The organism is Kitasatospora sp. RG8 (assembly GCF_017813315.1).
GTDB lineage: Bacteria > Actinomycetota > Actinomycetes > Streptomycetales > Streptomycetaceae > Kitasatospora.
In genome coordinates this window covers 65,308-87,252 of the sequence record NZ_JAGIYX010000006.1, presented here as the reverse complement: position 1 = coordinate 87,252, position 21,945 = coordinate 65,308, and the positions used below count along the sequence as shown (strand labels likewise).

The window sequence follows — 21,945 nt, the reverse complement described above, 5'->3', positions numbered from 1 at the left end:
GCGGGCAGTCGGATCGACTGCCCGCCCTCTCGGCGTTCATGCGATGGGACCCGCAGGCCCCGTGCCCGGAGGCGTGTTGCCCTGAGCCTTCGTGCCGCAGGCTCAGAACCCGCCGGTCTGCTCGTCCCGGCGGCGCTGCCAGCGCTGCTCGACCCGGTCCATCATCCCGGCCTTGCGGCGCGGGGCGGCGGCCGGACGGGGCCCGGACGCCTGGCCGGCCGGTCCACGGCGCCAGCCCGTCACGGCGAAGACCGCGCACCCCAGCATCACCAGGAAGCCGACGACGCTGACCCAGATCTGGTCGGGGACGACCATGCCGCCCATCAACAGGCCGATGCCCACCACGAAGCCGCCGACGGCCAGATAGACCCGGCGACGGGTGTAGGTGCGCAGCCCGGTTCCCTCGAGCGCCGACGCGAATTTGGGATCTTCGGCATACAGCGCTCGCTCCATCTGGTCGAGCAGTCGCTGCTCGTGCTCCGAGAGCGGCACGGAGTCCTCCTACTCGTCGGTCGCGGGTGCGACCGGTCCGCCGCCCCGGTCGGGGAGGCAAGTCCAATCAGCCTTGAGAACACGCGGTCGGACGCCTGTGCGGGGCCCGGGCCCGTGTCGTCCATATGCCCCAAGCGTCCGGCTGTCATGCTTTCCGGCTTTACCCAGATCATACGGTCCACGGGCCCGTTACGGGGTGGTCGGCCACGCACGGGCCGGGCCACTCCGGGCCGTCCCCGGCCGCACTGGGCTCAACGCGGCGGGGTCCGGACAAGTGCCCGACCGGGTGGAATCGGCCGGGACCTGGGGAGCTTCGGAGGAGAGGGGGAGGAGGACCGCCGGAGAACGGCGGCGGACCGCCCGGTCAGGCCAGGGTGGCCAGCAGGTGGAGCTGGGTCGCGACGGCGTGGAAGGCGGGCTGCTCGGCGGCCGCCTCCTCCAGCTTGAGCAGCGCGTCCAGCGCACCCGGCTCGGCGTCCACCAGGACGCCCGGCACCAGGTCGGCGAAGACCCGTACGCCGTGCACCGAGTCCACCCGCAGCCCGGCGGCGACGGCAAGCCGGTCGAGCTCCTCACCGGTGAAGCGGCGCGGCATCGGGTCGGTGTCGCCCCAGCGGCCGTCGGCGGCCTCCAGCACCGTCCGGGCGTCGTTGAAGTGCCCCCCGAGCGCGCGGGCCAGCACGGCGCCGTTGCGGTTGGCGGCCAGCAGGCTGACGAAACCGCCGCGGCGCAGGGTGCAGGCCAGGCTGCCGAGCGCCTCGGCCGGGTCGTCCACGACCTCCAGCACGCCGTGGCAGAGCACCGCGTCGACGGTGCCGGGCGCGACCAGCTCGGGCAGCGTCTGGGTGTCGCCCTGGACGGCGCGGACCAGGTCGGTCACCCCGGCCTCGGCGGCCCGGCGCTCCAGCGCGAACAGCGCGTCGGGGCTCGGGTCGACCACGGTGACGCGGTGGCCGAGCCGGGCCACCGGCACGGCGAAGTTGCCGGTGCCGCCGCCGGTGTCGACCACGTCGAGCACCGGCCGGTCGAGCTCGGCCGCCCGCTTCTCCAGGGCTGCCCGCACCACCTCCCAGACCACGGCGGTACGCAGGGCGCTGCGGGGACGCGTCGGGTACAAGGCGGGACTCCTCGGCACGTGCAGATCGATCAGGATGCCTCCACCTTAGACCGGGCCGGCGGGCGGGCCACTGCGGGCCGCCGGACCGCCCCGCCCCGGCCGCCTCAGGCCCTCCCCCGGCCGCCGCCGGGACCGGGGGCGTGGCCGGCGCCACCGTCGTCCGGCGGGAGCCGCGGCGCGGGCGGCACCGGGTGCAGGCCGAGCAGCCGCTCGACCAGGCGGAGGAAGAGCGCGGAGTTGCGGATCAGGTCGTCGGCGTCGCGGGCCGAGGCGGCGCCCCTGATCCCGGCCTCGGCGGCGGCACGGCGGCGGGCGCCGGCCGCGAAGTAGACCGCCCACTCGGCGAGCTCGGGCGCCACCTCGGGGAGCACCTCCCAGGCGCTGCGGATCGCCCGGCGCCGCCGGGGGCTCTTCTCCGGCCGGCCCCGGACGGCGAGCACCGCCGCCACGGTGCGCAGCGCGGCGAGGTGGGCGGCGGCGTAGCGCTCCACCGGGTCCTCCAGGGAGCGGGACCGGGTGAGCGTGCGGTGTGCGTCGGCGAGCAGGTCGAGCGCGGCGGGCGGGGCGGCGCCCCGGCGCAGCACCGGGTGGACGTCCCCGGCGGCGGGGGCGTGGGCGCCGGCCTGGTGGCCGTCCGACCGCTGTGGCGTCGGCCGGTGGGCGGCGTGGTGGAGGCGGGCGGTGACGGGCTCAGGACGGCTGACGGTCATGGTCTCCCCCGTTCCGAGGCAGTGCACGGGCCGGACGGTCCGTGCGTCTCCATCGTGAACGGAGCCACTGACAACGCGGCCCGGAGGCGTCGACCGTCCGCCCGGGCGCCGGACATGCGTGCGGGCGGCGCTCACCGGCCGCTCCCCCGTCGGCCCGCGCTCACCGCCCCGCACCCGCCGGAGCGCCGTCCCCCGTGGTCGGCGCCCCCAGTCCCCGGTGGCCGGTCCCCCCTGGCCCCGCTCCGCCGCCCCGTGTCGGCGGTGCGCGGCCTACGGCCGGCTCCGGTGCGGACCCGCCGGTGGCGTCCGCCGGCCCCCCGTGACCGGCGCGGACCCCACCTGTCCGCCGTACCGGTCCGGCAGCGCCCGACGCGCCGCCGTCCCGGTGCCACCACTCTCCCGTCTCCGCAGGTCGGAGGCCATCCGCTCAGGTACTCAACCGTGTTTCTGAGTATCCGTACTCAGTCCGCCCGGGCCGGGAACCGGAGGGCGGGCCGCGGGCGTCCCGGTACGGTACGGCGAGCCGGGCGGTCCCGGCGGGCACTCCGAGGAGGAACGGATGACCATCCTTCCGCTGATCTTCACCAGCGGACTGGCGAGCGGGATCAACGCGTACGCGGTGGTGCTGCTGCTCGGCCTGCTGGGCCGGTTCGCCGGGGCCGGCTCGGTTCCGCCCGCGCTGGAGCGCACCGACGTGCTGGTCGTGGCGGCCGTGCTCTTCCTGCTGGAGGCGGTGGCCGACAAGATCCCGTACGTGGACAGCGTCTGGGACGCCGTCCACACGGTGATCCGCCCGATCGCCGGGGCCACGGTGGGCGCGCTGATCGCGAGCGCCGAGCCGGGTTCGCTGCCCGAGGTCGCCGCGGGCGCGGTGGGCGGCACCACGGCGCTGGTCAGCCATCTGGTGAAGGCCTCGCTGCGGATGGCGGTCAACACCTCGCCCGAGCCGGCCAGCAACATCGCGGTCAGCCTCGCCGAGGACCTCTCGGTGGCCGGCCTGGTCACCCTGGCGATCTTCCACCCGTGGCTGGCCGCCTCGATCGCCGCCGCCCTGCTGATCGCCGGCCTGCTGCTGGTCCGGTTCGCGGTCAACCGCATCCGCCGCTTCCGCGCCCGCCGCCGCGAGCGCAGGGCGGCCCGCCTGGCGGGCCGGGCACAGCCGGCGGCGGGGGCGTACTCCGCGCAGCCATAGGATCGGGCCATGGCACGGATCGTCATCATCGGCGCAGGAATGAGCGGGCTCGCGGCGGCCTCCCGGCTGGCGACCCTCGGACACCGGGTGACGGTCTGCGAGGCGGGCGGGACGTACGGGGGCATGGTCGGCCGGTACGAACGGGACGGTTTCGCCTTCGACACCGGCCCCGGGCTGCTCACCCTCCCCGCCGTCTACCGCGACCTCGCGCTGAAGACCGGCAAGGAGCCGTTGGAGCAGTTGGTCGGGCTGGCGCCGGTCGACCCGGAGAGCCGGCACCTGTTCCCCGACGGCACCGACCTGGTGCTGCCCAACGCCTCCCGTGGCGGCGTGGTCCAGGCGCTGGACGCCGCCTTCGGCGCGGGCTCGGGCGCGCGCTGGGCCGAGGTGATGAACCACGGCCGCACGGTCTGGGAGGCCACCCGCCGCCCGCTGCTGGAGGAGCCGCTCCCGGCCGACCCGACGCAGCTGCACACCGACCCGTACCCGGCGCCGCCCCGCAAGGGCCTGCTGTCCCGGCTGTTCCGGCCCGCGCCCTGGACGCTCACCGGCGTGGCCGCCCACGGTCTCGACGGACACCCGGGCCTGACCGCGCTGCTGAACGAGTACGCGCTGCGCTACGGCCTCCACCCGGACACCGCCCCGGCGAGCGCCACCGTGCTGCCGTACATGGAGCAGTCCTTCGGCGTCTGGTACGTCAGGGGCGGCGTCCGCGCGCTGGCCGACGCGGTGTACCGGCGCTGCGAGCAGCGCAAGGTGGAGTTCCGCTTCGGCACCGAGGTCACCTCCGTGGCGGTCGAGGACGGCCGCGCCGTGGGTGTCGACACCGCCGACGGCCGGATCGACGCCGACCTGGTGGTCTCCTCGATGGACGCCTGGGAGCTGTTCCGCCGGCGCGTCGCCGAGTGGCCGGGCGGCGGCGACCCGAACGAGTGGGCGCGGCAGAACGAGGAGCCCAAGGGGCGGTTCCGCGTGCTGCTGGCCCTGCGCGGGGCCCGGCCGGAGGGCACCGTGCACCGCACCGTGGTGCACGCCGCCGACCCCGCGGCCGAGTGGAACGCCCTGACGCTCAGCACCGGCCTCTGCGAGCGCCCGACGGTCGAGGTCCTGCGCCCCGACGACCCGTCGCTGCGACCGGACGACGGGCACGAGAGCGTGGTGCTGACCGTGACGGTGCCGGCCCAGGGCGACGTCGACTGGACGGAGCCCGGCCTGGCCGAGCGCTATGCGGACCGCCTGCTGGAGCACGTCGACGCGGCCGGGCTCGGCCTGCGCGAGCGCGTCCTGTGGCGGGTGGTCCGCACTCCCGAGGACACCCGCCGGGAGACCGGTGCGTTCATGGGTGCCGTCACCCTCCCCGCCCTGGCCGGCGGCGACGGGCGCTGGCTGCAGTCCGCCAACGAGTCCCCCGTCCCCGGCCTCTACCTGGTGGGCGGCGCCGCCCACCCCGGTGGCGGGCTGGCCCGGGTCGGCATGTCGGCCTGCATCGCGGCCAACCTCATCGGCCCGGCCTGACCGGGGTGGCCGGCCGCACGCGGGCCGGCCGGGCCGCGGGGGCTCAGCCCTGCTGCTGCCAGGTGTTCTGCTGCTGGTAGCCGTACTGGTCGTACTGCGGCTGCTGCGGGATGCCCTGCTGCTGGTCCTGCTGCGGCTGCCACTGCTGCTGGGCCTGCTGGTCGTAGCCGTACTGCTGCTGGACGGCCTGCTGCTGGTAGCTGCCGTAGGCGTCGGGCTGCTGCTGGTAGGCCGCGTACTGGTCCGGCTGGACGGCCTGCTGCTGGTAGCCGCCGTAGCCCTGGTCGTAGGCGAAGGCCGGCTGCTGCTGGGTCTGCCACTGCTGCTGTTGCTGCTGCTGCTGGGCGTTGTGGTCCCAGGCGGCCTGCTGCTGGGCGGGGTCGTAGCCGGCCTGGTAGGCCTCGGCGTACGGGTCCGGCTGGGCCTGCTGGACCTGCTGGGGCTGCTGCTGCTCGTAGTAGCCGGGCGCGTAGACGCCGTCGTCCGCGGCGATCTCCTGCATCTCGAAGGCCGCGGTCTGCTCGACGGCCGGGACGTCCTCGTCCGCGGGCCCCGGCTCGGGGCTCTCCTCGACCGCGCTGACCGTGCCGATCCGGTCGGCCGCCACCGCGGTGGCCACCACCGCGCCGCCGGTCAGCGCGCCGAGCAGCGGCACCTTGGCGAGCGGGCCGGGCAGGCCGCCGTCGGCGGTGCGCAGCGACCAGCCGGCCGCGTAGCCGCGCTTCACGGAGAGGGTGACGAGGGTCTGGCCGACCGCGAACAGGGCCGCGCCCGCACCGATCACCACGACGGAGCCGGCCGCCATCCCGGCGGGCACCCCGAGGAAGCCGGCCAGGGCGAGGGCGCGCCAGTGCACCGGGGCCCGGTTCTGCAGCAGCAGCTCGGCCACCAGCCAGAGCGCCACCACCGCCAACGCGGCGTACAGCAGCAGGTATCCGATGCCCATCCGCGCGCTACCTCCAGTCGCGTGCCCGCGCGCGCCGCGCGTGTGCGGCGACTGTACCCGTTCAACGGCCCGGGTACCGCATCGCGTTCCCGCCCGGGGCGACCGCTTCCGGGCCGCTGCGGCCGCCTACCCGGCCGGGCCGGCGGCGCTGCTCAGCGCCGGTGCAGGCCGAGGTTCTGGTAGATCTCCAGGGTCGCCGTCGAGTGGTTGAGCGTGATGAAGTGCAGGCCGGGGGCGCCCTCGGCAAGCAAGCGCTCGGACATCGCGGTCGCGTGCTCCATGCCGACCTCGCGCAGTGCCGCCGGGTCGTCGATGGCGGCGCGCAGCCGGGCCTCCAGCTCGGCCGGGAAGGCCGAACCGCTCAGCTGCGGGAAGCGGTCGAGCTGCTTGGCGTTGGTCACCGGCATGATCTCCGGGATGATCGGCGTCTCGCAGCCGGCCGCCGCGACCCGGTCGCGCAGCCGCAGGTAGTCGTCGACCTCGAAGAACATCTGGGTGATCGCGTAGTCGGCCCCGGAGCGGATCTTCGCCACGAAGTGCCGGATGTCCTCGTCCCAGTCGGTCGAGCGCGGGTGCATGTTCGGCGAGGCGGCCACGCCCACGCAGAAGTCGCCGATGCCCTTGATCAGCTCGACCAGCTCGTACGCGTAGGTGACCCCCTGCGGGTGCTTCACCCACTCGCCCATCGGGTCGCCGGGCGGGTCGCCGCGCACCGCGAGGACGTTGCGCACGCCCTGGTCGGCGTACTGGCCGATGATGTTGCGCAGCTCGGCGACCGAGTGGTCGACGGCGGTCAGGTGGGCGACCGGCGTCAGGGTGGTCTCGGTGGCGATCCGGCCGACCATGTTGACGGTGCGCTCGCGCGAGGAGCCGCCGGCCCCGTACGTCATGCAGACGAAGTTGGGGTCGAGCGGTTCGAGCCGGCGGATGGCGTCCCAGAGACGCTGCTCGCCGACCTCGGTGCGCGGGGGCATGAACTCGAAGGAGAAGGATCGCTTGCCGGCCGCCAGAAGCTCGCGGACCGTCAGCGCGCGGTCAGTTCTGGTGGAAGCGATTCCGAGTGCCATGCTGGCAGGTTAACCGTCGGTCGAAGGGCACGGACAACTCGGTCCCATTTATTGAGACAAATGGTGGACGGGATTCCGGTTCCGTCCACGACCGCTCCCGGGAGGGCCCGCGGCCTCGCCCGTACAGCTGTTCCCGGCCGCCCGGCTACGCTTGCCCCACCCCCAGCCAAACCCCCGGAGCCTCATCGTGACCTCGTCCAGCAACCGGCCGGCCAACCCCATTGACGTGGAGGACGTGCGCGGGCGCGTCAACGCGGCCCTCGCCGGCTTCATGGACGGCCAGGCGGCCCTGCTCGGGAAGATCTCCCCGCAGCTGGCGCCCGCGGCCGAGGCGCTGCGCGACTTCCTGCTGGACGGCGGCAAGCGGCTGCGCCCGGCGTTCTGCTACTGGGGCTGGCGCGGCGCCGGCGGCGCGGCGGCCGGCGAGGGCATCGCCAACGCGGCGGCGGCCCTGGAACTGCTCCAGGCGAGCGCGCTGGTCCACGACGACCTGATGGACCGCAGCGACACCCGGCGCGGCCTGCCCTCGGTGCACCGCCGCTTCGAGGCCCTGCACCGCGACAGCGGCTGGCGCGGCGACCGCGAGCAGTACGGCGCCTCGGCCGCGGTGCTGCTCGGCGACCTGCTGCTGATCTGGTGCGACGAGCTGTTCCTGCGCTCGGGCCTGGACCCGGCGGCGGTGCTGGCCGCCAAGCCGGTGTTCGACCTGATGCGCACCGAGGTCATGGTCGGCCAGTACCTGGACGTGCTGGAGCCGGTCGCCGGCGACTCCACCGACGAGGGCGCACTGGACCGGGCGCAGACGGTGCTGCACTACAAGTCGGCCAAGTACACGATCGAGCGGCCGCTCCAGGTCGGCGCGCTGCTCGCGGGCGCCCGGCCGGAACTGGTCGAGGCGTACGGGGCGTTCGGCCTGCCGCTGGGCGAGGCGTTCCAGCTCCGGGACGACCTGCTCGGCGTCTTCGGCGACCCGGCGGTCACCGGCAAGCCCGCCGGGGACGACCTGCGCGAGGGCAAGCGGACCCTGCTGGTCGCGCACGCGATGCGCGGGCTCCCGGCCGCCGACGCCCGCCACCTGGACGAGCGGCTCGGCGCGCCGGACCTCGCGCCCGAGGAGGTGGCCCGGCTGCGCGGGCTGGTCGAGCGCAGCGGCGCGCCCGAGCTGGTGGAGCTGCGCATCGAGGAGCTGATGCGGCAGTCGCTGGCCGCACTGGACGCGGCGCCGCTGGCCGACGCGCGGGCCCGCGAGGTGCTGCTGGCGCTGGCCGAGGCCGCCACCGTCCGGAAGTACTGAGACGAGCCCGGGAACGGCGGCGGCCCCGCGCGGCGTCAGCCCCGGCGCAGCCGCCGGGACAGCGCCGCGGCGGCGGCCTGCGGGTCGTCCGCGGCCGTGATGGCGCGCACCACCACGACCCGGCTCGCCCCGGCCGCCAGCACCTCGTCCAGGTTGCCCAGGTCGATGCCGCCGATGGCGAACCACGGCCGGTCGGTGACCTGCTTCGCCGCGTACGAGACCAGGCCGAGGCCGGGCGCGTGCCGGCCGGGCTTGGTCGGGGTGGGCCAGACCGGCCCGGTGCAGAAGTAGTCGACGCCGGTCTCGGCGACCGCCGCGTCCACCTCGGACTCGGCGTGGCAGGAACGGCCGATCAGCACGTCCTCGCCCAGGATCGCCCGGGCCGCCGACACCGGCAGGTCGTCCTGGCCGAGGTGGAGCACCTCGGGGCGGGCGGCGTGCGCGACGTCGGCGCGGTCGTTGACCGACAGCAGCTTCCCGTGCCGGCGGCAGGCGTCGGCGAAGACCTCCAGCGCCTCCAGCTCCTGCCTGGCCTCCAGCCCCTTGTCGCGGAGCTGGACGATGTCCACCCCGCCCGCCAGCGCGGCGTCCAGGAACTCGGCGAGGTCGCCCTGCTCCCGCCGGGCGTCGGTGCACAGGTAGAGCCGGGCGTCGGCGAGGCGCCGGCGCAGCGTGTCCGCGGCCATCAGATCAGCATCGCCTGGGCGCGGCGCTTCACCTCGGTGCCGCGGTTCTCCTGGAGCGCCTGGATCGGGCTGCCCGGCAGCGACGGGTCCTCGGTGAAGAGCCACTCCAGGATCTCTTCGTCGTTGTACCCGCAGTCGCGCAGCACGGTCAGGGTGCCGGACAGGTGCTTGACCAGCCCCTGACCGTCGATGAACGCGGCCGGGACCTGGAGCGACCTGTTCGGGCCGCGCCGGACGGCGATCAGGCCGCCGTTCTTGACCAGGTCACGCACCTCGGTGACCCGGACCCCCCACTGCTCCGAGATGTCGGGCAGGTACATCCAGTCGGTGACCAGGGCTTCAATCTTGTTCTCGATCTCACTCACGTCACCAGACTGCCACCTCCGCGGCCCGCCGCGCACCAAAGGGACGGCCCGTCAGCCCGCGACGGCCGACTTCAGCGGCACCGACGGGTCCGCCGCCCGGGCCGGATCCAGCACCGCGCCGCGCTCGACCAGCCGGCGGCCCTGGGTGAGGTCGCGCGGGCGGTCGACGGCGAGCAGGGCGCGCAGCACCCCGTCGCGCAGCCAGAGCACCGCCCAGGAGGCGTCCGCCGGCGATCCGCGCCAGAGCAGCTCGTCGCCGTCGCCGTGGCGCCCGGCGTACTGCACCATCCGGCCGAACTGCTCCGACCAGAAGTACGGCACCGGGTCGTACGGCAGGTCCGCGCCGAGGACGGCGGCGGCCGCCGCCTCGCCGGACTGCAGCGCGTGGTCCCAGTGCTGGACGGTCAGCCGGGCGCCCGTCCGGGCGGAGGGGTAGCTCGCGCAGTCGCCGGCCGCGTAGACGCCGGGCAGGGCGGTGCGCAGCCCCTCGTCCACCAGGACGGCGCCGGCCGCGTCCAGCCCGACGCCGGAGCCGGCCAGCCAGTCGGTCGCCGGGCGGGCGCCGATGCCGACCACCACCTCGTCCGCGGGCAGGCGCGAGCCGTCCGCCAGCAGCACCGCGCCGGGCTCGACGGCCTCGACGGCGGCGCCGCAGCGCAACCCGACCCCGGCCTCGGCGTACCAGGCGGCCATCGCCCGGCCGACCTCGGCGGGCAGCGCGCCGGGGACCGGCGCCGGGCCCGCCTCGACCACGGTCACCTCGCAGCCGGCCGCGCGGGCGGCGGTGGCCACCTCGGCGCCGATCCAGCCCGCGCCGACCAGCACCAGGCGCAGGCCCGGGCGGAGCAGGGCGCGCAGGGCCAGGGCGTCGTCCAGGGTGTGCAGCAGGTGCGCGCGCTCGGCGCCGGGCAGGACGCGCGGGACGGCGCCGGTGGCGATCACCAGGGCGCCGTACGGCAGGTCGCCGCCGTCGGTGTGCAGCACGCCGGGGGTGAGGCCGGTGGCGCGGCGGCCGGCGAGCAGTTCGATGCCCAGGTGCGGGAAGTCGATGTCCAGGGTGGTGGCGTCGGCCTTGCCGAGCAGCACCTCCTTGGAGAGCGGCGGCCGGTCGTACGGCGCGTGCGGCTCGTCGCCCACCAGCACGATGCGCCCCTGCCAGCCGCCCCGCCGCAGGCCCGAGGCGCACTGCGCCCCGGCCAGCCCGGCCCCGACCACGACCACCTGATCCGTCCCGCTCAGCTCTGCCACGCGGTCACTGTACTGGCGCCCGCCGGGGGCGCCGGGCGCCGTCCCACCCCTCGTACACGCCTTCGGCGGCGCCGACCCCCGGCGTTAAGGTGGGGGCACCATCACGGGAGCCCGGCGGACCGGGCTGAGAGGCGGGCTGACACGGCCTGCGACCGTCCGAACCTGATCCGGGTCATACCGGCGAAGGGAGAGCAGCGACTTTGACACGCTCGGCACCGGACGCCCACGCCGGCGTGCTGGTGATCGGCGGGGGCATCATCGGCCTCGCCGTCGCCTGGCGCGCCGCCCAGCACGGGCTGAAGGACATCGTGGTGGCGGACCCCCGGCCCGGCGGCGGCGCCGCCCAGGTCGCGGCCGGAATGCTCGCGCCCGTCACCGAACTCCAGTACGGCGAGGAGCCGCTGCTGCGCCTCGGCATGGCCTCCAACGAGCGGTACGCGGCCTTCGCCGCCGAACTGACCGAGGCCAGCGGCGGCCAGGACACCGGTTACCGCCAGTGCGGCACGATCGCCGTCGCCCTCGACTCGGACGACCGCGAGGAGCTCCGCGAGCTGCACGCCTTCCACCAGCGGCTCGGTCTGGACTCGCGGTGGCTCACCGGCCGCGAGGCCCGCAGGCTCGAACCGATGCTCGCCCCGGGCGTCCGCGGCGGCCTGCACGTCACCGACGACCACCAGGTCGACGGCCGACGGCTCGCCAAGGCCCTCGTCCTCGCATGCGAGCGGGCCGGCGTCCGGCTGCACCGCACCGAGGCCACCGCCCTGGTGGTCGACGGCGGCCGCGCCACCGGCGCCCGGCTCGCCACCGGCGCGACCGTGACCGCCGATCAGGTCGTGCTGGCCGCCGGGCCGCAGAGCCATCTGCTGCCCGGGCTGCCCGAGGGCGTGCTGCCGGCGATCCGCCCGGTCAAGGGCCAGATCCTGCGGCTGCACGTCCCGCCCGCGTACCGGCCCTTCCTGTCCCGCAACGTCCGTGCGGTGGTCCGCGGCCAGCACCTCTACCTGGTGCCCCGCGAGGACGGCGAGCTGGTGATCGGCGCGACCACCGAGGAGCAGGGGTACGACACCACCGTCACCGCCGGCGGCGTGTACGAGCTGCTGCGCGACGCCCACGAGCTGGTCCCCGGCATCACCGAACTGCCGCTGGTGGAGACCTCCGCCGGGCTGCGCCCGGGCTCGCCGGACAACGCGCCGCTGCTCGGGCCGACCGCCCTGCCCGGCCTGGTCGCCGCCACCGGCCACTACCGCAACGGCGTGCTGCTCACCCCGGTGACCGCCGACCTGGTCGCCGGGTACCTGGCCACCGGCACGACGCCGGACCTCGCCGCGCCGTTCTCCCCCACCCGCTTCGCCCCCACCGGCTCCACGACGAAGGTCCCCGCATGAGCGACATCCCCCTCACCGTCAACGGCGAGCCCCGCCAGGTGCCCGCCGCGACCACCCTCGCCGAGGTGGTGGCCACCCTGAGCCGGTCCGCCTCGGGCGTCGCCGCCGCGCTCAACGAGACCGTGGTGCCCCGTGGTTCGTGGCCGCTCACGCAGCTCTCGGCGGGCGACCGGATCGAGATCCTCACCGCCGTACAGGGGGGCTGACCATGGCTGACGACCTGCTCACCATCGCCGGCACCACCTTCGGCTCGCGCCTGATCATGGGCACCGGCGGCGCCCCCAGCCTGGAGGTCCTGGAGCAGGCGCTGCGGGTCTCCGGCACCGAGCTGACCACCGTGGCGATGCGCCGGGTCAACACCACCACCCAGGGCTCCGTCCTGGACGTGCTCACCCGCAACGGCATCCGGATCCTGCCCAACACGGCCGGCTGCTTCACCGCCGGGGAGGCCGTGCTGACGGCCCGGCTGGCCCGCGAGGCGCTCGGCACCGACTGGGTGAAGCTGGAGGTCATCGCCGACGAGCGGACGCTGCTGCCCGACCCGATCGAGCTGCTGGACGCCGCCGAGACGCTGGTCGACGACGGCTTCACCGTCCTGCCCTACACCAACGACGACCCGGTGCTGGCCCGGAAGCTGGAGGACGCCGGCTGTGCGGCGATCATGCCGCTCGGCTCGCCGATCGGCTCCGGCCTGGGCATCCGCAACCCGCACAACTTCCAGCTGATCGTGGAGAGCGCGAACGTCCCGGTGATCCTGGACGCGGGCGCCGGCACCGCCTCGGACGTCGCGCTGGCGATGGAGCTGGGCTGCGCCGCCGTCATGCTCGCCTCGGCGGTGACCCGCGCCCAGGACCCGGTGCTGATGGCCGAGGCGATGCGGTACGCCGCCGAGGCCGGGCGGCTCGCGCACCGGGCCGGCCGCATCCCGCGCCGCTTCCACGCCGAGGCCTCCTCCGCGATGGCCGGCCGGGCCGACCTCGACACCCGCGAGCGCCCGGCGTTCTGAGCCCCCGGGGGGCTTGTCACAAGCCGGGCACAGAGGGCCCCGGGAGCGGTGTCTCCCGGGGCCCTCACCCGTACGCGCCACTAGACTCGCCGGGTGGACAAGGCGGACATGGCATTGCACGACCCCCTGATCGGTACCCTGCTCGACGGCCGGTACCGGGTCGGGCAGCGCATCGCCGCCGGCGGGATGTCCACCGTCTACCGCGGCACCGACACCCGGCTCGACCGGGTCGTGGCGCTCAAGGTGATGCACCCCTCGCTGGCCGGCGACGAGGGCTTCACCGGCCGGTTCATCCGCGAGGCCAAGGCCGTCGCCCGGCTCGCGCACCCCAACGTGGTCAACGTCTTCGACCAGGGTGCGGACGGCGGAGTCGTCTTCCTCGCCATGGAGTACGTCCCCGGCCGGACCCTGCGCGACCTGCTGCGCGACCGCGGCGCGCTCTCCATCCGCGCCGCCCTGGACGTCCTGGAGCCGGTGCTCGCCGCGCTCGGCGCCGCCCACCGGGCCGGGCTCGTCCACCGCGACGTGAAGCCCGAGAACGTGCTGATCACCGACGGCGGCCTGGTCAAGGTCGCCGACTTCGGACTGGTCCGGGTCCTGAACGCCGCCGACGGCGCGGCCACCTCCGGCACGGCGACCTCCGGCACCGTCCTCGGCACCGTCTCCTACCTCGCCCCCGAGCAGATCCGCCCCGGCGACGAGACCGACCAGCGGGTGGACGTCTACGCCGCCGGCATCCTGCTGTACGAGATGCTCACCGGCCACCGCCCGCACACCGGCGAGAACCCCGTCCAGGTGATGTACCGCCACCTGCACGAGGACGTCCCCGCGCCCTCGCTGACCGTGCCGGGCATCGTCCCCGGGCTCGACGCCATAGTGGCCGGTGCCTGCGCGCGCGACCCGCAGGCCCGCCCGTACGACGCGGTCGAGCTGCTGGCCGCCCTCCAGCGGGTGCGCCGCACGCTCACCCCGGCCCAGCTGGACGCCGAACCGCCCGCCTCCACCCTGGACAGCCCGCGGTACCCGGTCAACGAGCCGACCTCGGTGCTCCGGCCCGGCGTCACCGACGCGGCCGTCTCCGCGGCGGCCCCCGGCCCGGACGCCGCGCCGCCGGTCGAGCGGACCAGCGTGCTGGACGTCCCGCCGGACGTGATGGAGCAGCTGCTCACCGAGCCGCGCCCCTACGACGAGCCGCCGCCGGCGCGCGCCCGCCGCCCCGGCCCGTGGAGCCGCCTCCCCCGCAAGCCGCTGGTCTGGGCCTGCGTGCTGGCCGCCCTGGTGCTGCTGGTCGGCGGCACCACGTACGCGCTCTCCGGCGCCCTGTACACGACGGTGCCGGGCGTGCTCGGCAAGGACCGCGCCGAGGCGCAGCGGATCCTGGACGGCGTGGGCATGCACGGGCGGTTCAGCGAGGTGTACAGCGAGACCGTCCCGGCCGGCCAGGTGGTCTCGACCGACCCGGGGGTCGGCGCCCGGGCCCGCAAGAGCGACGCGGTCGCCGTCACCGTCTCCCGCGGCCCGAAGCGGATCGCCGTGCCGGAGCTGGCCGGCAAGCCCGCCGACCAGGCCGTCGCCGCGCTGGCCGCCGCCCAGCTGGCCGGCGGCAACGTCACCCAGACGTACAGCGACACCGTGCCGGAGGGCGCGGTGATCAGCACCTCCCCGGCGGCCGGGCAGCAGCTGCCGGAGAACTCGCCGGTCGCGCTGGTGGTCAGCAAGGGCATGGTGGCCGTCCCGGACGTCACCGGGATGTCCAAGGACGACGCCGCCAAGGCGCTCCAGGCCGCCGGGTTCGCGATGCAGAGCAGCGGTGTCAACCTGTTCGGCACCGGCAAGGTCTCCAGCCAGTCCCCCGCCGCCGGCGAACGCCGGCCGCAGCACACCGTGGTGACGGTCAACTTCCCCTTCCTCTGAGGGTTTTCCGGCCCTGGGGCGGATCCGACGGACAGGCCCTCGGGTCGCACCCGGCGTAGCGTGGAACCAGGCCTGCCCGGCCCCGCCCGCCACAGCCGGGAAGGCTGCGGCACCGGGACCTCCGGACGGGGCTGCGCGGCGGCCGGTACCACGAGGATGTGGTCGTCATGGGCGGACCCACCGTCGACGGCTTGAGGGAGCGCGTGCGGGGCGCGGTGATCACCCCCGCGGACGAGGGCTACGACGAGGCGCGCCGGGTCTACAACGGCATGGTGGACCGCCGGCCGGCCGTGATCGTCCGGGTGGCCAACGCGGGCGACGTGATGGCCACCGTCGACTTCGCCCGGGACAACACGCTGGATCTGGCGGTCCGCGGCGGCGCCCACAGCGCGCCCGGCTTCGGCACCTGCGACGACGGCGTGGTGATCGACTTCTCCGCGCGACGGGGCGTGCGGATCGACCCGGAGCGCCGGACCGCGCAGTGCGAGGGCGGCGTCACCTGGGGCGACCTCAACACCGCGGGGTACGCCTTCGGCCTCGGCGTCACCGGGGGGATCATCTCCACCACCGGCATCGCCGGGCTGACCCTCAACGGCGGCTTCGGCCACCTGGCCCGCGGACTGGGTCTGAGCTGCGACAACCTGATCTCGGCCGACGTGGTCACCGCCGACGGCCGGTTCCGCACGGTGAGCGCCGAGCAGGAGCCGGACCTCTTCTGGGCGCTGCGCGGCGGCGGCGGCAACTTCGGCGCGGTGACGTCCTTCGAGTTCCGGCTGAGCCCGGTCGCCGACGTGGTCGCCGGGCCGTTCGTCTACGAGCTGGAGCATGCGGCCGACGTGTTGCGCTTCTACCGCGAGTACATCCGGGACGCCCCCGAGCAGCTGGGCCTCTTCCCCGGCTTCCACCTCGCCCCACCGCTGCCGTTCGTGCCGGAGGACCGGGTCGGCGACCCCTTCATCCTGCTGGTCCCGTGCTGGGCCGGGCCGCCGGCCGAGGCGGAGAAGGTGCTCGCCGCGCTGCGGGACGCGGCGCCGGTGGTGGCCGAGGGCGTCGGCCCGGCACCGTACCCGGCGTTCGCCGCCGCCTTCGACCCGCTGCTGCCGCCCGGACTCCAGCAGTACTGGAAGGGCGTCTTCGCGACCGAGCTCACCGACGGGGCGATCGCCGCGCACGTGGAGTACGGGCCGCGGGTGCCGACGGTCAACTCGGCGGTGCACCTCTACCCGATCAACGGCGCCTGCCACCGCGTGCCCGCCGACGCGACGGCCTTCTCCCACCGGGACGCGACCTTCGCCACCGTGATCGCCGGCGTCTGGCCGGACCCGGCCGACAACGAGCGGAACACGGCCTGGGTGCGCGACTACTACGCCGCGCTCGCCCCGCACTCCGACGAGGCCGGCTACATCGGCTTCATGGACCACGACGACCAGCACCGGATCGAGGCCAACTACCGGGGCAACTACGACCGCCTGGTGGAGCTGAAGCAGCGCTACGACCCCGGCAACCTGTTCCACCTCAACCAGAACATCAAGGGCTGACGGCTACCGCAGCGGCCCGTCGCCCGGCTCCTCCTGGTAGGAGTAGCGCTGCTCCCGCCAGGGGTCGGCGAGGTTGTGGTACCCGCGCTCCTCCCAGAAGCCGCGCCGGTCGGCCCGCATGTACTCCACCGCCCGGACCCACTTGGGCCCCTTCCAGGCGTAGAGCTGCGGGACGACGAGGCGGACGGGGAAGCCGTGCTCGGCGGTGAGCGGCTCGCCGTTGCGGTGGGTGGCGAAGACGGTCCGCGGGTCGGCGAAGTCGGCCAGCCGCAGGTTGGCGCTGTAGCCGTACTCGGCCCAGACCATCACGTGGGTGACGTCGGGGGCCGGGGGCACCTGCGCCAGCACGGCCGCGGCCGACACGCCCGTCCAGTCGTTGCCGAGCATCGAGAACTTGGTGACGCAGTGCAGGTCGGCCCGGACGGTGGTGCGCGGCAGGGCGTTGAAGCCGGCGAAGTCCCAGCTGTGCTTCTCCGCCGAGGCGGTCGCGCCGAACACCTGGAATTCCCAGGCCAGCGGCTTGAAGCGGGGCACCGGTCCGTAGTGCAGAGCGGGCCAGCCGCGTTGCGGGCGCTGTCCCGGAGGGAGCCTCGGGTCAGACGGCGGGATCGGTTCTTGTTCGGGCTGACCCATGGGTCCATGGTGACAGACGGCGGACAACGCCCGGCGCGCGCCCCTTTCCGGTGCCGTGCGCCCGCCCGTACGGGCCAATAGCCGGCCAAATCGGATATTCGGGCACATGTCGTAGTGAGTGTGAACTTACTGGAATTTCTTCCCATCGCGGTGCCAGGATGCGTTCCAGCCACGGGCACGGCCGGGGTTCCCCGACGCACAGCAGGAAGGCAGCGCCATGAAGGGCGACGCAGAGGTCATCGAATTCCTCAACGAGCAGCTCACCGCCGAGCTGACCGCCATCAACCAGTACTTCCTGCACGCCAAGATGCAGGAGAACTTCGGCTGGACCAAGCTCGCCAAGTACACCCGGCACGAGTCCTTCGACGAGATGAAGCACGCCGAGGTGCTCACCGACCGGATCCTCTTCCTGGACGGACTGCCCAACTACCAGCGGCTCTTCCACGTCCGGATCGGCCAGACCGTCAAGGAGATGTTCGAGGCCGACCGCCAGGTCGAGGTCGAGGCGATCGACCGGCTCAAGCGCGGGATCGTGGTGATGCGCGCCAAGAACGACGTCACCTCGGCCAACATCTTCGAGGCCATCCTGGAGGACGAGGAGCACCACATCGACTACCTCGACACCCAGCTGGAACTGCTGGAGAAGCTCGGGGAGGCGCTCTACCTCGCCCAGCTGATCGAGCAGCCGGAGTCCTGAGCCCGTCCCGCGCTCCGGACCCCGCCGGACGCCCGGGCGCTCAGGCCGCGCGCAGCGGGGCGACCGGGGCCAGCGGCACCGCTTCCGACGGCGCGGCCTCCGAGTCGGCGAGCCCCAGCTTCGCGGCCAGCCGGGCGGTCGGGCAGGGCCGCGCGCCGTGCTCGCCCAGCAGGGCCTGGATGCGCCGGACGCAGGAGCCGCAGTCGGTCCCGGCCTTGCACCCCTTGGCGATCTGGCGCGGGGAGTTGGCACCCGCGTCGATCTCGCTCTTCACCTGGGCCTCGGTGACCGCATGACACATGCACACGTACATCGCGGTCTCTCCCGGGGGGTGCAGCGGAGTGGATCTTGACTAAGGCTTGCCTTAGCTCACTAAGCCTCACCTTACCCGGCAAACCTGGCGTGAAAAAGCCCCTCCGGGCTCGGGAATCCCGAATCCGGAGGGGCCTTCGTCACATCAGGGCCGACCAGCGCCGATCAGGCCCGACCGGGCCGGGCCGGGGCCGCGGCGGCCCGGCGGCTCACTGGCCGCCGCGGTACATCTCGGCCACCAGGAACGCGAGGTCCAGCGACTGGCTGCGGTTGAGCCGCGGGTCGCAGGCCGTCTCGTAGCGCTGGTGCAGGTCGTCGACCAGCACCTCGTCGCCGCCGCCGACGCACTCGGTGACGTCGTCGCCGGTCAGCTCCACGTGGATGCCGCCCGGGTGGGTGCCGAGCGCGCGGTGCACCTCGAAGAAACCCTTGACCTCGTCGAGCACGTCGTCGAAGCGGCGGGTCTTGTGGCCGCTGGAGGCCTCGAAGGTGTTGCCGTGCATCGGGTCGCAGATCCAGACCGGCTGCGCGCCGGAGGCGGTGACCTTCTCCACCAGGGCGGGCAGGTGCTCGCGGATCTTGCCCGCGCCCATCCGGGTGATGAAGGTGAGCCGGCCGGGCTCGCGCTCCGGGTCCAGCTTCTCGATCAGGGTGAGCGCCTCGTCGACCGAGGTGGTCGGGCCGAGCTTCACGCCGATCGGGTTGCGGATCCGGGAGGCGAACTCGATGTGCGCGTGGTCCAGCTGCCGGGTGCGCTCGCCGATCCACACCATGTGGCCGGAGACGTCGTACAGCTCGCCGGTGCGCGAGTCCACGCGGGTCAGCGCGGTCTCGTAGTCGAGGATCAGCGCCTCGTGCGAGGAGAAGAACTCGACCGTCTTGAACTCCTCCGGCGCGACACCACAGGCGTTCATGAACGCCAGCGCGTTGTCGATCTCGCGGGCGAGCTGCTCGTAGCGCTGGCCGGCCGGCGAGTTGCGCACGAAGTCCTGGTTCCAGGCGTGCACCTGGCGCAGGTCCGCGTAACCACCGGTGGTGAAGGCGCGCACCAGGTTGAGCGTCGCGGCGGACGCGTTGTACATCCGCTTCAGGCGCTCCGGGTCCGGGATGCGGGACTCGGGGGTGAACTCGAAGCCGTTCACCGAGTCGCCCCGGTAGACCGGAAGGGTGACGCCGTCGCGGGTCTCGGTCGACTTGGAACGCGGCTTGGAGTACTGGCCGGCGATGCGGCCGACCTTCACCACGGGCACGGAGGCGGCGTACGTCAGCACGGCCGCCATCTGGAGCAGGGTCTTCAGCTTGTTGCGGATGTGCTCGGCCGACACGCCGTCGAAGGCCTCGGCGCAGTCGCCGCCCTGCAGCAGGAACGCCTCACCACGCGCCACGGCAGCGAGCCGGGCGCGCAGCTGGTCGCACTCGCCGGCGAAGACGAGCGGCGGATAGGAGGCGAGCTCCGCAAGGGTCTTGCGCAGAGCCTCTTGGTCCGGCCATTCAGGCTGCTGCGCCGCGGGCAGGGACTGCCAGGGGTGGGGATTCGTCACGGTCACACGGCCAAGGCTACGGGGTGCGACAACCGATTTGTGACCGATGCCCGATGGGTGAGACACATGCCGGACAATCGCTTGACCGGCCTCACCCGGTCCGCCGCATCCGCTACTCTCGACGCGTGAACACGCCGCACACCTTCTCCTGGTGGTGGGCCGACCCCTCGGGTGGCCCACAGATCGCGCGTTCCTGAGCGAACACGACGGCCGCCCCTCGGGGCGGCCGTCGGCGTATGAGCAGACGGCCCTCCCGGGAGCGGAACCACAGCACCGCACCCCGCCTCCACCCGGAAGGAAGCCGCCACCGTGACCACCGCCACCGACCTGCTCGCCCGACTGACCGGCCCGGACGCCCCCGCCTTCGCCCTGCTGCACCGCCGCACCCCGCGCCTCGCCCCCGACACCGTCGAGGTCCTGCTGGGCACCGTCGGCGCGTACGAGCGGCTGGCCGACCTGCCGGTCCGCGAGGGCGTGCCGGCCGACGGCCCGGTGCACGACCTGCTCGCACTGGTCCCCTACCGCCAGATCCGCGAGCGCGGCTTCGAGGCGCACGACGACGCCACCCCGCTGCAGGCCCTCTCCGTCACCTCGCAGTACGCCCTCCCGCTGTCCGAACTGATGCCCGTACTGCCGCAGTTGCCGGTCTCACTCGCCGGCGGTGCGTTCGACATCGACGACCAGGAGTACGCCGGCATCGTCCGCCGGGTGATCGAGGACGAGATCGGGCGCGGCGAGGGCGCCAACTTCGTGATCCGGCGGGACTTCACCGCCACGCTCGACCGGTTCTCGCCGGAGCTCGCGCTCTCGCTCTTCCGCCGGCTGCTGGAGCAGGAGCGCGGCGCCTACTGGACCTTCCTGGTGCACACCGGCGACCGCGTCCTGGTCGGCGCCTCCCCCGAGGTCCACGTCCGGCAGAGCGGCGGGACCGTGGTGATGAACCCGATCTCCGGCACCTACCGCTATCCGGCCGCCGGAGCCGACCTCGACTCGCTGATCGACTTCCTGCACGACCCCAAGGAGCTGGAGGAGCTCACCATGGTGGTCGACGAGGAGCTCAAGATGATGTGCACCGTCGGCGACCTCGGCGGCCAGGTCCTCGGCCCGCGCCTCAAGGAGATGTCCCACCTCGCGCACACCGAGTACGAGCTGCGCGGGCGCACCTCGCTGGACGTCCGCGAGGTGCTGAAGGAGACGATGTTCGCCGCCACCGTCACCGGCAGCCCGGTGCAGAACGCCACCCGGGTGATCAGCCGGTACGAGCGCGGCGGGCGCGGCTACTACGCCGGTGCGCTCGCCCTGATCGGCCGCTCCGCCAGCGGCGGCCAGCAGCTGGACTCCCCGATCTGCATCCGCGCCGCCGACATCGACCCGGCCACCGGCCGGCTGGTGGTCCGGGTCGGCGCGACCCTGGTCCGCCACTCCGACCCGGAGTCGGAGGTGGCCGAGACCCACGCCAAGGCCGCCGGGGTGCTCACCGCGATCGGCGCCCGGCCGGCGCCCGCCCGGCACCCGCAGCGGTCCGGCCCGCGGCTCGCCGACGACCACCGCGTCCAGGCGGCGCTGGACGCCCGGCGCGCCAACCTGGCCCCGTTCTGGCTGCGGATGCAGGAGCCGGCCCGGGTCACCGAGGCCGAGCCGACCCTGGTCGTGGACGGCGAGGACACCTTCACCTCGATGCTCGCCCACCTGCTGACCTCGCTCGGCCACCGGGTCACGGTCGCCCGCTTCGACGAGCCCGGCCTGCGGGAGCGCGTCACCGCCCACCGCGGCCCGCTGGTGCTCGGCCCCGGCCCGGGCGACCCGGCCGCGGCGGACGACCCCAAGATGGCCGTGCTCCGCCCGGTCGTCGCCGACGCGCTGGCCGCCGTCCGCTCCGGCGCCCGCACCGCGCCGCTGCTGGCCGTCTGCCTCAGCCACCAGCTGCTCTCGGACGCCCTCGGGCTGCCGCTGGCCCGCAAGGCCGTGCCGTTCCAGGGCGCCCAGGAGAGCGTCGACCTGTTCGGGACGAAGCGCACCGTCGGCTTCTACAACACGTTCACCGCGCGCTGCTCGGACGAGGACGCCGCCCAACTGGCCGCCGGGGGCGTCGAGGTCTCCCGCGACCCGCTGACCGGCGACGTCCACGCACTGCGCGGCCCGGGCTTCGCCGGACTGCAGTTCCACCCGGAGTCGGTCCTCACCCGGGACGGGGTGGACATCGTCGCCGGGCTGCTCCGGGAGGCGGCGGCGGTACGCGGCTGAGGCCCCCCGGCCGGTGCGCCGCCGCCCGGGCGGCGGCGCACCG

At 74.4% G+C, this 21,945-nt stretch carries 21 protein-coding genes and 1 riboswitch; of the genes, 10 read left to right on the top strand and 11 right to left on the bottom strand.

Annotated elements, in window-relative coordinates:
* Positions 1-102 precede the first annotated feature (102 nt).
* The 3 genes from J5Y04_RS11920 to J5Y04_RS11910 all read right to left on the bottom strand — a co-directional run bounded on the left by J5Y04_RS11920 (position 103) and on the right by J5Y04_RS11910 (position 2,319).
* A complete protein-coding gene (locus tag J5Y04_RS11920; RefSeq protein ID WP_209411943.1) occupies positions 103-492 on the bottom strand; it encodes a DUF3040 domain-containing protein in 390 nt (129 codons plus the stop codon).
* Between the two features lie 364 nt (positions 493-856).
* Positions 857-1,609, bottom strand: a complete 753-nt coding sequence (locus tag J5Y04_RS11915; protein ID WP_245204681.1) for a methyltransferase domain-containing protein — start codon at positions 1,607-1,609, stop codon at positions 857-859.
* Between the two features lie 104 nt (positions 1,610-1,713).
* The gene (locus J5Y04_RS11910) at positions 1,714-2,319 is read right to left on the bottom strand and encodes an SAV_6107 family HEPN domain-containing protein (RefSeq protein ID WP_209411942.1); all 606 of its coding nucleotides are present in this window, start codon (positions 2,317-2,319) and stop codon (positions 1,714-1,716) included.
* A gap of 559 nt (positions 2,320-2,878) precedes the next feature.
* On the opposite strand from J5Y04_RS11910, the gene J5Y04_RS11905 reads away from it, so the two are divergent.
* Positions 2,879-3,511 (top strand): DUF4126 domain-containing protein, encoded by a 633-nt coding sequence (locus J5Y04_RS11905; RefSeq protein ID WP_209411941.1) that lies wholly within the window; start codon positions 2,879-2,881, stop codon positions 3,509-3,511.
* Positions 3,512-3,520: 9 nt separating this feature from the next.
* A complete protein-coding gene (locus tag J5Y04_RS11900) occupies positions 3,521-5,026 on the top strand; it encodes an NAD(P)/FAD-dependent oxidoreductase (RefSeq protein WP_209411940.1) in 1,506 nt (501 codons plus the stop codon).
* A gap of 43 nt (positions 5,027-5,069) precedes the next feature.
* Here J5Y04_RS11900 and J5Y04_RS11895 read toward each other — a convergent pair whose 3' ends face one another.
* Both J5Y04_RS11895 and metF read right to left on the bottom strand, forming a co-directional pair.
* Complete coding sequence (locus tag J5Y04_RS11895) at positions 5,070-5,972, bottom strand: hypothetical protein (protein WP_209411939.1); 903 nt, start codon at positions 5,970-5,972, stop codon at positions 5,070-5,072.
* Between the two features lie 152 nt (positions 5,973-6,124).
* Positions 6,125-7,039, bottom strand: a complete 915-nt coding sequence (gene metF, locus J5Y04_RS11890; RefSeq protein WP_209411938.1) for a methylenetetrahydrofolate reductase [NAD(P)H] — start codon at positions 7,037-7,039, stop codon at positions 6,125-6,127.
* A gap of 187 nt (positions 7,040-7,226) precedes the next feature.
* Here metF and J5Y04_RS11885 point away from each other — a divergent pair, with 187 nt between their 5' ends.
* The gene (locus J5Y04_RS11885; protein ID WP_307853069.1) at positions 7,227-8,333 is read left to right on the top strand and encodes a polyprenyl synthetase family protein; all 1,107 of its coding nucleotides are present in this window, start codon (positions 7,227-7,229) and stop codon (positions 8,331-8,333) included.
* A gap of 35 nt (positions 8,334-8,368) precedes the next feature.
* On the opposite strand, the gene thiE is transcribed toward J5Y04_RS11885, so the two are convergent.
* Genes thiE through J5Y04_RS11870 form a run of 3 tightly spaced genes read right to left on the bottom strand, consistent with a single transcriptional unit; the run spans position 8,369 to position 10,632 of the window.
* Positions 8,369-9,019 (bottom strand): thiamine phosphate synthase, encoded by a 651-nt coding sequence (gene thiE, locus J5Y04_RS11880; RefSeq protein ID WP_209411937.1) that lies wholly within the window; start codon positions 9,017-9,019, stop codon positions 8,369-8,371.
* A complete protein-coding gene (locus tag J5Y04_RS11875; RefSeq protein ID WP_209411936.1) occupies positions 9,019-9,384 on the bottom strand; it encodes an Rv2175c family DNA-binding protein in 366 nt (121 codons plus the stop codon). The genes thiE and J5Y04_RS11875 overlap by 1 nt, the downstream gene beginning before the upstream one ends.
* A gap of 51 nt (positions 9,385-9,435) precedes the next feature.
* Positions 9,436-10,632: an NAD(P)/FAD-dependent oxidoreductase gene (locus tag J5Y04_RS11870; RefSeq protein WP_209411935.1), complete on the bottom strand. Its 1,197-nt coding sequence runs from the start codon at positions 10,630-10,632 to the stop codon at positions 9,436-9,438.
* Positions 10,633-10,725: 93 nt separating this feature from the next.
* A riboswitch (TPP riboswitch) is annotated at positions 10,726-10,838 on the top strand.
* Here J5Y04_RS11870 and thiO point away from each other — a divergent pair.
* From thiO to J5Y04_RS11845, 5 genes are all read left to right on the top strand, one after another.
* The gene (gene thiO / locus J5Y04_RS11865; RefSeq protein ID WP_245204680.1) at positions 10,833-12,017 is read left to right on the top strand and encodes a glycine oxidase ThiO; all 1,185 of its coding nucleotides are present in this window, start codon (positions 10,833-10,835) and stop codon (positions 12,015-12,017) included. Its footprint overlaps the riboswitch before it by 6 nt.
* The gene (gene thiS, locus J5Y04_RS11860) at positions 12,014-12,223 is read left to right on the top strand and encodes a sulfur carrier protein ThiS (protein ID WP_209411934.1); all 210 of its coding nucleotides are present in this window, start codon (positions 12,014-12,016) and stop codon (positions 12,221-12,223) included. The genes thiO and thiS overlap by 4 nt, the downstream gene beginning before the upstream one ends.
* A 2-nt stretch (positions 12,224-12,225) precedes the next feature.
* Positions 12,226-13,023, top strand: a complete 798-nt coding sequence (locus tag J5Y04_RS11855) for a thiazole synthase (protein ID WP_209411933.1) — start codon at positions 12,226-12,228, stop codon at positions 13,021-13,023.
* Between the two features lie 93 nt (positions 13,024-13,116).
* Positions 13,117-14,937 carry a Stk1 family PASTA domain-containing Ser/Thr kinase gene (pknB, locus tag J5Y04_RS11850; protein ID WP_209411932.1) on the top strand — a complete coding sequence of 607 codons (1,821 nt, stop codon included), beginning with the start codon at positions 13,117-13,119 and terminating at the stop codon, positions 14,935-14,937.
* 167 nt (positions 14,938-15,104) lie between these two features.
* Positions 15,105-16,475 carry an FAD-binding oxidoreductase gene (locus J5Y04_RS11845; protein ID WP_209411931.1) on the top strand — a complete coding sequence of 457 codons (1,371 nt, stop codon included), beginning with the start codon at positions 15,105-15,107 and terminating at the stop codon, positions 16,473-16,475.
* A 3-nt stretch (positions 16,476-16,478) separates the two neighbouring features.
* On the opposite strand, the gene J5Y04_RS11840 is transcribed toward J5Y04_RS11845, so the two are convergent.
* Positions 16,479-17,108, bottom strand: a complete 630-nt coding sequence (locus tag J5Y04_RS11840) for a sulfite oxidase-like oxidoreductase (RefSeq protein ID WP_209411930.1) — start codon at positions 17,106-17,108, stop codon at positions 16,479-16,481.
* A 217-nt stretch (positions 17,109-17,325) separates the two neighbouring features.
* Here J5Y04_RS11840 and bfr point away from each other — a divergent pair, with 217 nt between their 5' ends.
* Positions 17,326-17,805 carry a bacterioferritin gene (bfr, locus tag J5Y04_RS11835; protein ID WP_148645493.1) on the top strand — a complete coding sequence of 160 codons (480 nt, stop codon included), beginning with the start codon at positions 17,326-17,328 and terminating at the stop codon, positions 17,803-17,805.
* Positions 17,806-17,845: 40 nt separating this feature from the next.
* Here the strand turns inward: bfr and J5Y04_RS11830 are convergent, their stop codons facing one another.
* Both J5Y04_RS11830 and J5Y04_RS11825 read right to left on the bottom strand, forming a co-directional pair.
* A complete protein-coding gene (locus J5Y04_RS11830; protein WP_374105994.1) occupies positions 17,846-18,106 on the bottom strand; it encodes a bacterioferritin-associated ferredoxin in 261 nt (86 codons plus the stop codon).
* Positions 18,107-18,326: 220 nt separating this feature from the next.
* The gene (locus J5Y04_RS11825; protein ID WP_209411928.1) at positions 18,327-19,664 is read right to left on the bottom strand and encodes a class II 3-deoxy-7-phosphoheptulonate synthase; all 1,338 of its coding nucleotides are present in this window, start codon (positions 19,662-19,664) and stop codon (positions 18,327-18,329) included.
* Between the two features lie 303 nt (positions 19,665-19,967).
* On the opposite strand from J5Y04_RS11825, the gene J5Y04_RS11820 reads away from it, so the two are divergent.
* A complete protein-coding gene (locus tag J5Y04_RS11820; RefSeq protein WP_209411927.1) occupies positions 19,968-21,902 on the top strand; it encodes an anthranilate synthase family protein in 1,935 nt (644 codons plus the stop codon).
* The last annotated feature ends 43 nt before the right edge of the window (positions 21,903-21,945 follow it).

Excerpts from the sequence above, each read along its gene's own strand:
- metF (WP_209411938.1), bottom strand. The coding sequence starts at position 7,039 with ATGGCACTCGGAATCGCTTCCACCAGAACTGACCGCGCGCTGACGGTC.
- J5Y04_RS11905 (WP_209411941.1), top strand. The coding sequence starts at position 2,879 with ATGACCATCCTTCCGCTGATCTTCACCAGCGGACTGGCGAGCGGGATC.
- J5Y04_RS11900 (WP_209411940.1), top strand. The coding sequence starts at position 3,521 with ATGGCACGGATCGTCATCATCGGCGCAGGAATGAGCGGGCTCGCGGCG.
- thiE (WP_209411937.1), bottom strand. The coding sequence starts at position 9,019 with ATGGCCGCGGACACGCTGCGCCGGCGCCTCGCCGACGCCCGGCTCTAC.
- J5Y04_RS11845 (WP_209411931.1), top strand. The coding sequence starts at position 15,105 with ATGGGCGGACCCACCGTCGACGGCTTGAGGGAGCGCGTGCGGGGCGCG.
- bfr (WP_148645493.1), top strand. The coding sequence starts at position 17,326 with ATGAAGGGCGACGCAGAGGTCATCGAATTCCTCAACGAGCAGCTCACC.
- thiS (WP_209411934.1), top strand. The coding sequence starts at position 12,014 with ATGAGCGACATCCCCCTCACCGTCAACGGCGAGCCCCGCCAGGTGCCC.
- J5Y04_RS11840 (WP_209411930.1), bottom strand. The coding sequence starts at position 17,108 with ATGGGTCAGCCCGAACAAGAACCGATCCCGCCGTCTGACCCGAGGCTC.
- J5Y04_RS11855 (WP_209411933.1), top strand. The coding sequence starts at position 12,226 with ATGGCTGACGACCTGCTCACCATCGCCGGCACCACCTTCGGCTCGCGC.
- J5Y04_RS11910 (WP_209411942.1), bottom strand. The coding sequence starts at position 2,319 with ATGACCGTCAGCCGTCCTGAGCCCGTCACCGCCCGCCTCCACCACGCC.
- J5Y04_RS11895 (WP_209411939.1), bottom strand. The coding sequence starts at position 5,972 with ATGGGCATCGGATACCTGCTGCTGTACGCCGCGTTGGCGGTGGTGGCG.
- J5Y04_RS11830 (WP_374105994.1), bottom strand. The coding sequence starts at position 18,106 with ATGTGTCATGCGGTCACCGAGGCCCAGGTGAAGAGCGAGATCGACGCG.